This is a genomic window from Burkholderia sp. AU16741 (assembly GCF_002223345.1).
Classification (GTDB): Bacteria; Pseudomonadota; Gammaproteobacteria; order Burkholderiales; family Burkholderiaceae; genus Burkholderia; species Burkholderia sola.
Map to the genome: position 1 here is coordinate 1,801,846 of NZ_NKEZ01000003.1, position 13,753 is coordinate 1,815,598.

Below are 13,753 nucleotides of genomic sequence, written 5' to 3' on the forward strand. Positions count from 1 at the left end.
CCAACAAGACCAACGCCGGCCCGCGTGCAAGCCCGCCGCGCGCAAAACGAGGACTTCCTCGAACGGCGTTCGCTTTTTTCACGATACGAGATACAATCGATCCAACACCGCTTGACGCGTCAACCGATTCCTCCCCCGACATGAGCCAACCCACCCCGGATTCAAAAACGTCGATCCAGGTGATCGAACGCATGATGCGGTTGCTGGACGCGCTCGCCGCGCACAGCGACCCTGTCAGCCTGAAGGAACTTGCGCAGCGCACGGAGCTGCACCCGTCGACCGCGCACCGCATCCTCAACGACATGGTGACCTGCCGCCTCGTCGACCGCTCCGATCCCGGCACCTACCGCCTCGGCATGCGGCTGCTCGAACTCGGCAATCTCGTGAAGGCGCGCCTGTCGGTGCGCGACGCGGCGCTGATGCCGATGCGCGAGCTGCACCGCCTCACCGGTCAGACCGTGAACCTGTCGGTGCGCCAGGGCGACGAGATCGTCTACATCGAACGCGCGTATTCGGAGCGCTCGGGGATGCAGGTCGTCCGCGCGATCGGCGGCCGCGCGCCGCTGCACCTCACGTCGGTCGGCAAGCTGTTCCTCGCGGCCGACGAAACGTCGCGCGTGCGTGCGTATGCGACGCGCACGGGGCTGTCCGGCCATACGCAGAACAGCATCACCGATATCGCGAAACTCGAGCGCGAGCTGACGATCGTTCGCCAGCAATCGTGCGCGCGCGACAACGAGGAGCTCGAACTGGGCGTGCGCTGCATCGCGGCCGGCATCTACGACGATTCCGGCAAGCTCGTCGCGGGCCTGTCGCTGTCGGCGCCCGCCGACCGGCTGCAGGACGCATGGCTCGGCCAGTTGAGCCGGACGGCGCTCACCATCTCGGAATCGCTCGGCTACCGGCCGGCGCCCGTGAAGGACGTGGACGGGCTGCAGCGACAGGCGTAAGCCGCGCCCGTCGGCCCGGTTCCGGCGGCGGTTTCGCCGGACAAAAAAAGCCCCGCGATTGCGGGGCTTTTTCGTTGCGGCGACCGGTACGATACGGCGGCGAACCGCCGCATGCGATCAGGTACCGCCGCTCGGCGTGTTGGCCGCCGTCAGGCGCTCGCCGCCGCCGGCATCGAGCCAGTTGCGCAGGCGCGAGGCGTCGGCGAAACGCGAGTACTTGCCGAACGAATCGAGCAGCACCATCACCATCGGCCGGCCGTGAATCGTCGCCTGCATCACGAGGCATTCGCCCGCCTCGTTGATGAAGCCCGTCTTCTGCAGGCCGATGTCCCACGAGCCGTTGCCGCGGATCAGCGCGTTGGTGCTGTTGTAGACCAGGTTGCGCTTGCCCGTGTATACCTCATAGGTGCGATCGGTCGAGAACTGGCGAATCATCGGGTACTGGTACGCCGCATTGACCATCTTCACGAGATCGCGCGCGCTCGACACGTTCGAGCTCGACAGGCCGGTCGAATTCTCGAAATGCGTATCGGTCATGCCGAGCGACTTCGCCTTCGCGTTCATCGCCGCGATGAACGCCGGACGGCCGCCCGGGTAGTAACGCGACAGCGCGGCGGCCGCGCGGTTTTCCGACGCCATCAGCGCGATGTGCAGCATGTCCTCGCGCGACAGCACCGAGCCGACCGACAGGCGCGAGCCCGTGCCCTTCTCGTAGTCGCGGTCTTCGTCGGTGACTTCGATCTGGTCGGTCATCGGCGACTTCGAGTCGAGCACGACCATAGCCGTCATCAGCTTCGAGATCGACGCAATCGGCACGACCGCGTGCGAATTCTTGTCGAACAGCGGCTCGCCGGAATTCTGGTCGACGACGTACGCGACGCTCGAGCGCAGCGCGAGCGCATCGGGCGTATCGTGCAGGCCGAACGCCTGGCCGACCGTCGGACGGCGCGGCTGGAACGCGACCTTGCGCACCGCGCCGCGATGGCCGCCACGCAGGTTGTTCGCCGCGAGCGTCACGCGCTTGCGCGACGCTTTCGCGCGCGGCGCATCGGCCTCGGCGACCTTGGCGGATTTGTCGGAGGTCGCCCTGGCCGACTTCTTCTTCGCTGACGAAGCAGGAGCGACGGCCTTTTTCTTGGCGGCGTGGGTCTTCGCAGTGGCGGCGAAGGCGTCAGCAGGCGTGACGGACGCGGTGGTCGCCAGCAACGCGACTGCGACCGACACAGCGGTGCCGAGCGTCATGCTCTGCAACAATCTGCGCGGTGAAAACGATTCGGCTTTCATTGGGGTCTGGACAAAGCGGGCGGGAGGTTTCCGCAAGTGTAGTTAAAGCTGAAAAAAAGAGCAATATTAGGCACTTACCGATCGTCTTTAAACCGGAATGTAAGAGTCGGCCAACCTCCGGCCAATCGACCCTTCCGTTCCCATCGAAAAAATCGATGGGACGCACTGCCCGACAGCGCCCGTCTCCCGATTACCACGCGGTTAATTGAGATAACGTCACTTCGGAGGCAATTTAAAGCGGGGAAAGTACGTATCCGGTGCTCGGCGTGCCCAAGGGGCCGGTCTCGACCGTGGCGGCAGCACGTCACCACGGCACGCGCATCCAAACGGCGCGTTTTTCGACAGGAACAGAAGGATAACGTTCTAAGGGCCTGTCAGGTTTACCTGTGCGTGATCATGGTGCGGCGCGTTTGCCCCGGCACCGTGCGCACCATGTGGGAACGCGCCTGAAACCGATTCCTAACGGGTGCGATAACTCGTTGTTTTATCGATAATTTGTCGCGATTGTGCAACGCACAAAAAATGCTTGACATCCGTGTTCTGTGCCCTAAAATAGGCCTCATTGCTGCGTTGCACAAAGCACGTGGCGCCGAAGTTCCCCTGCGTAGTGCCCTTTATCTTGCGATCGACGCGATCGCTTTTCAGGAGCCTGACATGTCCTTGCTGACCCCCGAGCAAATCGCCGCCGCCCAAAAAGCCAATCTCGAAAGCCTCTTCGGTCTGACGACCAAGGCGTTCGAAGGCGTCGAAAAGCTGATCGAACTCAACCTGCAAGTCGTGAAGTCGACGCTGACCGAGAGCCAGGAAAACGCGCAGCGTCTGCTGTCGGTGAAGGACGCGCAGGAACTGATCGCGCTGCAAGCGAGCCTGTCGCAGCCGGTCGCGGAAAAGGTGCTGTCGTACGGCCGTCACCTGTACGAAATCGCATCGTCGACGCAAGCCGAGTTCGCGAAGGTCGCCGAAGCGCAATTCGACGAGCAGAACAAGAAGGTCCAGGCACTCGTCGACAACGTCGCGAAGAACGCCCCGGCCGGTTCGGAAACGGCTGTCGCCGCACTGAAGTCGGCGCTGAACGCAGCGAACACCACGTACGAAACGGTTCAGAAGGCCACGAAGCAAGCGGTGGAAATCGCTGAAACGAACTTCAACGCCGCTGCTGCCGTCGCAACGAAGGCTGCAACCGCCGCCGCCGCACGTCGTTCGAGCAAGCCGGCCGCGTAAGCGTCCCCTGCTCCTGAAAGAGCCGCGCCCAGCGCGGCTTTTTCGTTTCTGGCGCCGGCACAGGCACAGGTGACAAACGGGCCCGTCACGATCGATCCTGTCGTACGCCAGGCAAAACAAAACGCCGCCGCCCGGTTTGCCCGGGCGGCGGCGTTTTTCGTGGCCGGCGCGTGGCCGGCCGTGCCGATCGCGTTACTTCTTGCGTTGCGGCGGCAGATCCGTACAGACGCCTTCGTACAGTTCGGCGGCCATGCCGACCGATTCGCCGAGCGTCGGGTGCGGGTGGATCGTCTTGCCGATGTCTTCCGCGTCCGCGCCCATCTCGACCGCGAGACACACTTCGCTGATCAGGTCGCCCGCGTTCAGGCCGACGATCGCACCGCCGATCACGCGATGAGTTTCCTCGTCGAAGATCAGCTTCGTGAAGCCTTCGTCGCGGCCGTTCGCGATCGCGCGGCCCGAAGCGGCCCACGGGAACACGGCCTTGCCGTACTTGATGCCTTCGGCCTTGCACTGGTCTTCGGTCTTGCCGGCCCACGCCACTTCCGGATCGGTGTAGGCCACCGACGGGATCTGCAGTGCGTCGAAGTACGCCTTTTCGCCATGCGCGGCTTCCGCGGCGACGTGGCCTTCATGCACGGCCTTGTGCGCGAGCATCGGCTGGCCGACGATATCGCCGATCGCGAAGATGTGCGGCACGTTCGTGCGCATCTGCTTGTCGACGTCGATGAAGCCGCGATCCGTGACCGCGACGCCGGCCTTGTCGGCACCGATCTTCTTGCCGTTCGGGCTGCGGCCCACCGCGACGAGCACGAGGTCGTAGCGCTGCGCTTCCGCCGGCGCCTTCTCGCCCTCGAACTTCACGTAGATGCCGTCTTCCTTCGCTTCCGCGCCGACCGTCTTGGTCTTCAGCATCACGTTGCCGAAGCGCTTCGCGTTGTACTTTTCCCAGACCTTCACGAGATCGCGATCGGCGCCCATCATCAGGCCGTCCATCATTTCGACGACGTCGATCTCGGCGCCGAGCGTCGAGTAGACCGTCGCCATTTCGAGGCCGATGATGCCGCCGCCGATCACCAGCATGCGCTTGGGCAACTGGCGCAGTTCGAGCGCGCCCGTCGAATCGACGACGCGCGGGTCTTCCGGCATGAACGGCAGCTTCACGGCCTGCGAGCCCGCGGCGATGATCGCCTGCTTGAACTTGACGACCTTCTTGCCGTTTTCGCCCTGCACTTCCATGTGGAACGGATCGACGAACGCGCCGACGCCGGTGACCACTTCGACCTTGCGCGCCTTCGCCATGCCGGCGAGGCCCGTCGTCAGTTTCTTGACGACGCCGCCCTTGAAGTCGCGCAACTTGTCGAGATCGACTTGCGGCTTGCCGAACGTGATGCCGTGCGACGCGAGCGCCGCGGCTTCCTCGACGACGAGCGACGTATGCAGCAGCGCCTTCGACGGGATGCAGCCGACGTTCAGGCACACGCCGCCGAGCGTCGAGTAACGTTCGACGAGCACGGTCTTCATGCCGAGGTCGGCGGCGCGGAACGCGGCCGAGTAGCCGCCGGGGCCGGCGCCGAGCACGAGCATGTCGCACTCGATGTCGGCGGCGCCGCTGTAGCTGCCGGCTTGCGGCGCGGGCGCCGGCGCCGGCGCGGTTGCGGCCGGAGCCGGTGCGGCGGCTGCGGGCGTCGGCGCTTCGGGCGCTTTCGCGGGTGCGGCGGCGCCTGCCGAGGCTTCGACGAGGGCGATGACGGTGCCTTGCGAGACTTTCTCGCCGGCTTTGACCTTGACTTCCTTGACGGTGCCGGCGACGTCGCTGGGCACTTCCATGGAGGCTTTATCGGATTCGAGCGTGATGAGCGTTTGCTCTTTTTCGATCACGTCGCCGGGTTTGACGTTGACTTCGATGACATCGACGCCGCTGAAATCGCCGATATCCGGAACCTTGACTTCGATGAGACTCATGACTGTCCCCTTCTTGATTGACTGCAGACAGAGGGGGAGGAACCCGCGAGAGAACCTGACTACGGCTACGGCCTGACAAAAGCAGCGAACCTGGGCAGGACCACCTTTGCCGTCCGCCCAAGGACGCGCCTTTCTTTTGGTTACTTTTCTTTGGAAGACAAAGAAAAGTGACCGCCGCCCCGCGCAGGGGCGACGCTAATAGACCGTTAGCGCAACAGGTTCAACGAAAAGGCGTGGACAAAAACCGAACACAAACCCACGCCCCCGCGAGCCCCACCCCGCTCATCAAAGAATGATGCGACGGAAATCCCCGAGCAATGCTCCGAGATACGCATTGAACCGCGCGGCTTCCGCGCCATCGATGACACGATGGTCATACGACAGCGACAGCGGCAGCATGAGCCGCGGCACGAACTGCTTGCCGTCCCACACCGGCTTCATCTGGCCGCGCGACAACCCGAGGATCGCCACTTCCGGCGCGTTGATGATCGGCGTGAAGTTCGTCCCGCCGATTCCGCCGAGCGACGAGATCGAGAAGCAGCCGCCCTGCATCTGGTCCGGCTTCAGCTTGCCTTCGCGCGCGGCCTTCGACAGGTCGCTCATTTCCTTCGCGATGTCGACGAGGCCCTTCTTGTCCGCATCGCGGATCACCGGCACGACGAGGCCGTTCGGCGTATCGGCCGCGAAACCGACGTGGAAGTACTGCTTGAACACGAGGTTGTCGCCGTCGAGGCTCGCGTTGAAGGTCGGGAATTTCTTCAGCGCGGCGACGACCGCCTTGATCACGAACGCGAGCATCGTGAACTTCACGCCCGCCTTTTCGTGTTCCTTGTTCAACTGCACGCGCAGCGCTTCGAGCTCGGTGATGTCCGCTTCGTCGTTGTTCGTGACGTGCGGGATCATCACCCAGTTGCGATGCAGGTTCGCGCCCGAGATCTTCTTGATGCGCGACAGCGGCTTCGCCTCGAACGGGCCGAACTTCGAGAAGTCGACCTTCGGCCAGGGCAGCAGGTTCAGCTCGCCGCCGCCTGCCGGCGCGGCTGCCGCGGCCGGCGCCGCGCGCTGGCCCGTCATCACGCCCTTCACGAAGCCCGTGATGTCTTCCTTCGTGATGCGGCCCTTCGGACCCGAGCCCTGCACGCGCGCGACATCGACGCCGAGTTCACGTGCGAACTTGCGGACCGACGGCGATGCGTGGCTCGCGCGATATTCGCCCGACGGTGCGGCGGCCGGCGCCGCGGCAGCCGGCGCCGGCGCAGCCTTCGCGGGTGCCGGTGCGGCGGCGGGCGCCGGCGCGGCAGCGGCCGGAGCCGGTGCGCTGGCCTGCGGTGCGGCGGCAGCCGATGCGCCGGCGGCTTCGAGCAGCACGATCAGCGTGCCTTCCGACACCGAATCGCCCACCTTGACCTTGATGTCCTTCACGACGCCGGCGGCCGGGCTCGGCACGTCCATCGTCGCCTTGTCCGACTCGAGCGTGACGAGCGACTGTTCCTTCTCGACCGTGTCGCCGACCTTCACGCCGATCTCGATCACCGGGACGTCCTTGTAGTCGCCGATGTCGGGCACCTTCACTTCGAGCGTGCCGCCGGATGCTGCCGGTGCGGCAGCGGGCGCGGCGGCGGCCGGGGCCGGCGCTGCCGCCGGGGCCGGAGCGGCTGCCGGGGCGGCCGCGCCGTTCGCCTGCGCGCCTGCGCCGCTTTCGAGCAGGACGATCAGCGAACCTTCCGACACGGAATCGCCGACCTTGACCTTGATTTCCTTCACGACGCCGCCCACCGGGCTCGGGACGTCCATCGTCGCCTTGTCCGACTCGAGCGTGACGAGCGACTGCTCGGGCTCGACCGTATCGCCGACCTTCACGCCGATCTCGATGACCGGCACGTCCTTGTAATCGCCGATATCCGGCACCTTCACTTCGATCGCTTGACTCATCTGTTTCTGTCTCCATGGCCGCGCGCGCTCCTCGCCGGAGCGGCGCGCGGCATCACACGGCGTGTGCGTTAAACGGTCATCGGGTTGGGCTTGGACGGATCGAGGTTGTACTTGGCGATCGCGTCCGCGACCACCTTGCGCTCGATCGTGCCTTCGTCGGCCAGCGCGTTGAGCGCGGCGACGGTGACCCAGTGACGGTCGACTTCGAAGAAGTGACGCAGCTTCTCGCGGGTGTCCGAACGGCCGAAGCCGTCGGTGCCCAGCACGACGAAGCGGCGATCGATCTGGCCGCGGATCTGGTCGACCAGCGCACGCACGTAGTCGGTCGATGCGATGACCGGGCCCTGCGTGTCCTTCAGGCACTTCTGCACGTGCGACAGGCGACGCTCCTCGGTCGGATGGAGCAGGTTCCAGCGCTCGACCTGATGGCCTTCGCGCGCGAGTTCGGTGAAGCTCGGCACGCTCCACAGATCGGCGGCGACGCCCCAGTCGTTCTTGAGCAGGTCGGCGGCGGCGATCACTTCGTTGAAGATCGTGCCCGCGCCGAGCAACTGGACGCGCGGCGCCTTCTTGTCGGCGTCGGCCTTCCTGAACGCGTACATGCCCTTGATGATGTCGGCCGCCACGTGCTCGCCCTGCGGAATCGCCGGGTGCTCGTAGTTCTCGTTCATCACCGTGATGTAGTAGTACACGTCTTCCTGGTCCTGCACCATGCGGCGCAGGCCGTCCTGGATGATCACCGCGAGTTCGTAGCCGAACGTCGGGTCGTAGCTCACGCAGTTCGGCACCGATGCCGCCCACAACAGCGAGTGGCCGTCTTCGTGCTGCAGGCCTTCGCCGTTCAGCGTCGTGCGGCCCGCGGTGCCGCCCAGCAGGAAGCCGCGCGAACGCATGTCGCCCGCGGCCCATGCCAGGTCGCCGATCCGCTGGAAGCCGAACATCGAATAGAAGATGTAGAACGGCACCATGATCTCGCCGTGCGTCGAATACGACGTCGCCGCCGCGATCCAGTCGCACATGCCGCCCGCTTCGTTGATGCCTTCCTGCAGGATCTGGCCGGTCTGCGATTCCTTGTAGAACATCAGCTGGTCGGAATCTTCCGGCACGTACTTCTGGCCTTCCTGGTTCCAGATGCCGATCTGGCGGAACAGTCCTTCCATGCCGAACGTGCGCGATTCGTCCGGGACGATCGGCACGACGCGCTTGCCGAGCGCCTTGTCCTTCAGCAGGATGTTCAGGATCCGCACGAACGCCATCGTCGTCGAGATCTCGCGGCCTTCGCCCGTGCCCTTCAACAGCGGCTCGAACGCGTCGAGCGCCGGCACCGGCAGCGACGTCGCCTTCTCGCGGCGATGCGGCAGGTAGCCGCCGAGGTCCATGCGCTTCTGGCGCATGTATTCGAGTTCCTTCGAGCCTTCGTCGAACTTCAGGTACGGCACGTCGGCGATCTGCTCGTCGGTGATCGGCAGGCGGAACTGGTCGCGGAACTTCTTCAGTTGCTCGACCGGCAGCTTCTTCTGCTGGTGCGTGATGTTCATCGCCTGGCCCGACTCGCCCATCCCGTAGCCCTTGATGGTCTTCGCGAGAATGACGGTCGGCGCACCCTTCGTGTTCGTGGCTTCGTGGAACGCCGCGTAGATCTTGTGCGGATCGTGGCCGCCGCGGTTCAGCGCCCAGATGTCGTCGTCCGACCAGTCGGCGACGAGCGCCTTCAGTTCAGGCGAGTTGAAGAAGTGTTCGCGAACGTACGCGCCCGACTCCGACTTGTACGTCTGGTATTCGCCGTCGACGCATTCCATCATCCGGCGCATCAGCGCGCCCGACTTGTCGCGCGCGAACAGCGCATCCCAGCGGCTGCCCCAGATGACCTTGATCACGTTCCAGCCGGCGCCGCGGAATTCCGATTCGAGTTCCTGGATGATCTTGCCGTTGCCGCGCACCGGGCCATCGAGACGCTGCAGGTTGCAGTTGATCACGAACACGAGGTTGTCGAGCTTCTCGCGGCTCGCCATGCCGATCGCGCCGAGCGATTCCGGCTCGTCCGTCTCGCCGTCGCCGAGGAACGCCCATACCTTGCGGCCTTCCGTCTTCGCGATGCCGCGCGACTCCAGGTACTTCATGAAGCGCGCCTGGTAGATCGCCATGATCGGGCCCAGACCCATCGACACGGTCGGGAATTGCCAGAAATCCGGCATCAGCCACGGGTGTGGGTACGACGAAATGCCCTTGCCGTCGACTTCCTGGCGGAAGTTGTCGAGCTGCTCTTCCTTCAGGCGGCCGAGCAGGAACGCGCGCGAGTACACGCCCGGCGACGAGTGGCCCTGCACAAATACGAGATCGCCGCCGTGCTGGTCGGACGCCGCGTGCCAGAAATGGTTGTAGCCGACGTCGTAGAGCGTCGCGGCCGACGCGAACGATGCGATGTGGCCGCCGACGTTCGTGTCCTTGCCTGCACGCAGCACCATCGCCAGCGCGTTCCAGCGCGTGTACGAGCGGATGCGGTGCTCGATGTCCTGGTCGCCCGGGATCTTCGCCTGGGCTTCGAGCGGAATCGTGTTGATGTACGGGGTATTGGCGGAAAACGGCAGGTGCTCGCCGTGCATGCGGGCGAATTCGATCTGCTTTTCGATCAGGTAATGCGCACGGCCGGTGCCCACGGAGGAGATCACGCCATCAAGCGACTCCAGCCACTCGACGGTTTCTTGCGGGTCGTCGTCACGTTCGGCGGCGACATACTTCATCACTTCGTTCGGTACAGCGGACATTCTCGTCTCCTGGGTCCTGGAATGTGAGGATCGCTCTCGTGCAGACGACGCGGCGCGACCGGCTGCGGGCAAGCTCCGACGGATTGTAATGAGCGTGGACGGCCGCGCGCAACACAATTTTCGAATTATGAGATCTTTTCTCGTCATGCGAAATATTGCTGCGCTGCACCCATATTCCGGGGCTCCGCGGCCCGTCTCGTCGGAACAAAACCGTTTCCGTTCAACATATCCGGCATCGGTTTTCCATGTATTGCGCTGCGCTACAATCCTGCCATGTTGACCGATCGGCTTTTCGCACGCTCGGCGCGACCGCCGGGCCCGCCGGCGGAGTCGCAGCCGTCTCGTTGGCACCACGGACCGTGGTGGTCCAATTCCTATTTGCTGACACCGCTGCTGTCGATCCTGGTGTTCCTCGTCGTGATGAGCCTCATCCTGTGGAGCCTCAACCGGCGCGAACAGCAGCAGCAGGAAGACACCCTGTTTCGCAACGTCGCGTGGGCCCAGCAGCAGATCCGCCTGTCGATGACGGGCGCGCAGGAACAGTTGCAGGCGCTGTCGCGCGACCTCGCATCCGGCCGCCTCGACCAGAACGCGTTCCAGATGGCCGTCGCGGACGTGATGCAGACGCATCCGGAAATCCTCTACCTGAACTGGTACACGGCGCCGGGCGTGCAGCGCTGGCCGACCGTGCATCCGCCGCTGCTCGGGCAGCGGCTCGCGAAGCCCGGCGACGCGCAGATGCAGGACGCCGTGCGCGGCGCGTACGACGAGGCGCGCAGCACGCGCCGCCAGGCCTATTCGCCGCTGATCTACGACGAGTTCGGCAACGGCTTCATCACGTTGCAAACGCCCGTGATGCGCGGCGACCGCGAATATCTCGGCTCGCTCGCCGCGGTGTTTTCGGTCGAGGGCATCCTGAAGCACGACATTCCGCAGGAACTGTCGTCGAAGTACAAGATCTCGATCACCGATTCGAACAACCGCGAACTGTCGTCCACGTCGACGCGCCCGCGCCTGCCGCGCGACTCGCACTACGATCTCCCGCTCGACCCGCCCGGCCAGGGGCTGACGGTGCGCGTGTATGCGTTCCCGCAACTCACGAACCTGACCAACAACACGCTCGTGTGGCTCGTCGCCGGCCTGTCGTGCTTCGTGCTGTGGAGCCTCTGGAGCCTGTGGAAGCACACCCGCCAGCGCTTCGAGGCGCAGCAGGCGCTGTACGCGGAAGCGTTCTTCCGCCGCGCGATGGAAAACTCGGTGCTGATCGGCATGCGCGTGCTCGACATGCACGGCCGCATCACGCACGTGAACCCCGCGTTCTGCCGGATGACCGGCTGGGACGAGACCGATCTGGTCGGCAAGGTCGCGCCGTTCCCGTACTGGCCGCGCGACGCGTACCCCGAAATGCAGCGCCAGCTCGACATGACGCTGCGCGGCAAGGCGCCGAGTTCGGGCTTCGAGCTGCGCGTGCGGCGCAAGAACGGCACGCTGTTCCATGCACGCCTGTACGTGTCGCCGCTGATCGACAGTTCGGGCCGCCAGACAGGCTGGATGTCGTCGATGACCGACATCACCGAGCCGAAGCGCGCGCGGGAAGAACTCGCGGCCGCGCACGAACGCTTCACGACGGTGCTCGAAAGCCTCGACGCCGCGGTGTCGGTGCTCGCCGCCGACGAAGCCGAGCTGCTGTTCGCGAACCGCTACTACCGCCACCTGTTCGGCATTCGCCCGGACGGCCATCTGGAGTTGTCCGGCGGCGGCTTCGACCGCGCGCAGGCCTCGTCCGACTCGATCGACATGGTCGACGCGTTCGCGGGCCTGCCCGCCGCCGCGCTGACGAGCAGCACGGCGGACGCGCAGGAGGTGTACGTCGAGAGCATCCAGAAGTGGTTCGAGGTGCGTCGTCAGTACATCCAGTGGGTGGACGGCCACCTCGCGCAGATGCAGATCGCGACCGACATCACGACCCGCAAGAAGGCGCAGGAACTTGCGCACCAGCAGGAAGAAAAGCTGCAGTTCACGAGCCGATTGATGACGATGGGCGAAATGGCGTCGTCGATTGCTCACGAATTGAATCAGCCGCTCGCCGCGATCAACAACTACTGTTCGGGCACGCTCGCGCTCGTGAAGAGCGGCCGCGGCACGCCCGAGACGCTCCAGCCCGCGCTGGAAAAGACCGCGCAGCAGGCGCTGCGCGCGGGGATGATCGTCAAGCGGATCCGCGAATTCGTGAAGCGCAGCGAGCCGAAGCGCCAGCCGGCGCGGGTCGCGGACATCGTCGCCGACGCGGTCGGGCTCGCCGAAATCGAGGCCAGGAAGCGCAGGATCCGGATCGTCACGGAAATCCTCGCAAGAATGCCTATTATTTATGTCGACCCCGTGTTGATCGAGCAGGTGCTCGTGAACCTGATGAAAAACGCAGCCGAGGCGATGGCCGACGTGAAACCCGCGTCGGTGGACGGCGTGATCCGCGTCGTCGCCGACATCGACGCCGGCTTCGTCGACATCCGTGTGATCGACCAGGGCCCGGGCGTCGACGAAGCGACCGCCGAGCGCCTGTTCGAACCGTTTTACAGCACCAAGTCCGATGGCATGGGCATGGGGCTGAACATCTGCCGTTCGATCATCGAATCGCATCGGGGGCGTCTGTGGGTGGTCAACAACGTCGAGCCGGATGGCCGCATTTCCGGCGCGACGTTCCACTGCAGCCTGCCCATTGGGGAACCCGCTGATCTCGGCCAAGGGGGGCGCGAGGCATCGGCATCACATACCGTTACGGGAGAACTATGAATAGCCCTGTCACCACCACTCAGGAAACCGTCTTTGTCGTCGACGACGACGAGGCCGTACGGGACTCGCTGCGCTGGCTGCTGGAGGCGAACGGTTATCGCGTGCAATGCTTCTCGAGCGCCGAGCAGTTCCTCGATGCGTATCAGCCGGCGCAGCAGGCCGGCCAGATCGCGTGCCTGATCCTCGACGTGCGGATGTCCGGCATGAGCGGCCTCGAATTGCAGGAACGCCTGATCGCCGACAATGCCGCGCTGCCGATCATCTTCGTCACGGGCCACGGCGACGCGCCGATGGCCGTGTCGACGATGAAAAAGGGTGCGATGGACTTTATCGAGAAACCGTTCGACGAAGCCGAGCTGCGCAAGCTCGTCGAGCGGATGCTCGACAAGGCCCGAAGCGAAAGCAAGAGCGTCCAGGAGCAGCGTGCCGCGAGCGAACGCCTGTCGAAGCTGACCGCGCGCGAGCAGCAGGTGCTCGAACGGATCATCGCGGGCCGCCTGAACAAGCAGATCGCCGACGACCTCGGCATCAGCATCAAGACGGTCGAGGCACACCGCGCGAACATCATGGAAAAGCTCAACGTCAACACGGTGGCCGACCTGCTGCGCCTCGCGCTGTCGAAGAAGCAGGCCTGAGCGGGTTCTCCGGCCGCGGCGGCACGGCCCGCCCCGGCCGGCCCGCAACCGGTATTTGCCGCCCCGCGCGATGCGGCCCACTCGCGCGGCGGCGGCCGTTCCTCCCGGCGCACGCGCGCCGCGGCCATGACGCTTCCCGTTGATTCGCTGTCGGACGGCGGCAGGCGAACGGTATAATTACGTGCTTTGCTACGGCGCTTCGAGCGCCGTA

The 13,753-nt window shown here is 64.9% G+C and carries 8 protein-coding genes; 4 read left to right on the forward strand and 4 right to left on the reverse strand.

Annotated features, from left to right (window positions below):
• Positions 1–140: 140 nt before the first annotated feature.
• Entirely contained in the window at positions 141–950 is an 810-nt protein-coding gene (locus tag CFB89_RS10835; RefSeq protein ID WP_089467812.1) for an IclR family transcriptional regulator, read from the forward strand.
• A gap of 117 nt (positions 951–1,067) precedes the next feature.
• On the opposite strand, the gene pbpG is transcribed toward CFB89_RS10835, so the two are convergent.
• A complete protein-coding gene (gene pbpG, locus CFB89_RS10840) occupies positions 1,068–2,234 on the reverse strand; it encodes a D-alanyl-D-alanine endopeptidase (RefSeq protein WP_089467813.1) in 1,167 nt (388 codons plus the stop codon).
• A 654-nt stretch (positions 2,235–2,888) separates the two neighbouring features.
• Here pbpG and CFB89_RS10845 point away from each other — a divergent pair.
• Positions 2,889–3,455: a phasin family protein gene (locus CFB89_RS10845; protein WP_089467814.1), complete on the forward strand. Its 567-nt coding sequence runs from the start codon at positions 2,889–2,891 to the stop codon at positions 3,453–3,455.
• 192 nt (positions 3,456–3,647) lie between these two features.
• Here CFB89_RS10845 and lpdA read toward each other — a convergent pair whose 3' ends face one another.
• The 3 genes from lpdA to aceE form a co-directional block, all read right to left on the reverse strand.
• Positions 3,648–5,420 (reverse strand): dihydrolipoyl dehydrogenase, encoded by a 1,773-nt coding sequence (lpdA, locus tag CFB89_RS10850; protein ID WP_089467815.1) that lies wholly within the window; start codon positions 5,418–5,420, stop codon positions 3,648–3,650.
• Positions 5,421–5,705: 285 nt separating this feature from the next.
• The gene (aceF, locus tag CFB89_RS10855) at positions 5,706–7,352 is read right to left on the reverse strand and encodes a dihydrolipoyllysine-residue acetyltransferase (protein ID WP_089467816.1); all 1,647 of its coding nucleotides are present in this window, start codon (positions 7,350–7,352) and stop codon (positions 5,706–5,708) included.
• Positions 7,353–7,420: 68 nt separating this feature from the next.
• Positions 7,421–10,117, reverse strand: coding sequence for a pyruvate dehydrogenase (acetyl-transferring), homodimeric type (gene aceE, locus CFB89_RS10860; RefSeq protein WP_089467817.1), 2,697 nt, complete (start codon positions 10,115–10,117; stop codon positions 7,421–7,423).
• Between the two features lie 273 nt (positions 10,118–10,390).
• Here aceE and fixL point away from each other — a divergent pair, with 273 nt between their 5' ends.
• Entirely contained in the window at positions 10,391–12,907 is a 2,517-nt protein-coding gene (fixL, locus tag CFB89_RS10865) for an oxygen sensor histidine kinase FixL (RefSeq protein WP_089467818.1), read from the forward strand.
• Complete coding sequence (fixJ, locus tag CFB89_RS10870) at positions 12,904–13,542, forward strand: oxygen response regulator transcription factor FixJ (protein WP_089467819.1); 639 nt, start codon at positions 12,904–12,906, stop codon at positions 13,540–13,542. The genes fixL and fixJ overlap by 4 nt, the downstream gene beginning before the upstream one ends.
• Positions 13,543–13,753 lie beyond the last annotated feature (211 nt).

What these genes read in the sequence shown, in the direction of transcription:
- aceE (WP_089467817.1), bottom strand. Translation starts at nt 10,117, where the DNA reads ATGTCCGCTGTACCGAACGAAGTGATGAAGTATGTCGCCGCCGAACGT.
- aceF (WP_089467816.1), bottom strand. Translation starts at nt 7,352, where the DNA reads ATGAGTCAAGCGATCGAAGTGAAGGTGCCGGATATCGGCGATTACAAG.
- lpdA (WP_089467815.1), bottom strand. Translation starts at nt 5,420, where the DNA reads ATGAGTCTCATCGAAGTCAAGGTTCCGGATATCGGCGATTTCAGCGGC.
- CFB89_RS10835 (WP_089467812.1), top strand. Translation starts at nt 141, where the DNA reads ATGAGCCAACCCACCCCGGATTCAAAAACGTCGATCCAGGTGATCGAA.
- CFB89_RS10845 (WP_089467814.1), top strand. Translation starts at nt 2,889, where the DNA reads ATGTCCTTGCTGACCCCCGAGCAAATCGCCGCCGCCCAAAAAGCCAAT.
- pbpG (WP_089467813.1), bottom strand. Translation starts at nt 2,234, where the DNA reads ATGAAAGCCGAATCGTTTTCACCGCGCAGATTGTTGCAGAGCATGACG.
- fixJ (WP_089467819.1), top strand. Translation starts at nt 12,904, where the DNA reads ATGAATAGCCCTGTCACCACCACTCAGGAAACCGTCTTTGTCGTCGAC.
- fixL (WP_089467818.1), top strand. Translation starts at nt 10,391, where the DNA reads ATGTTGACCGATCGGCTTTTCGCACGCTCGGCGCGACCGCCGGGCCCG.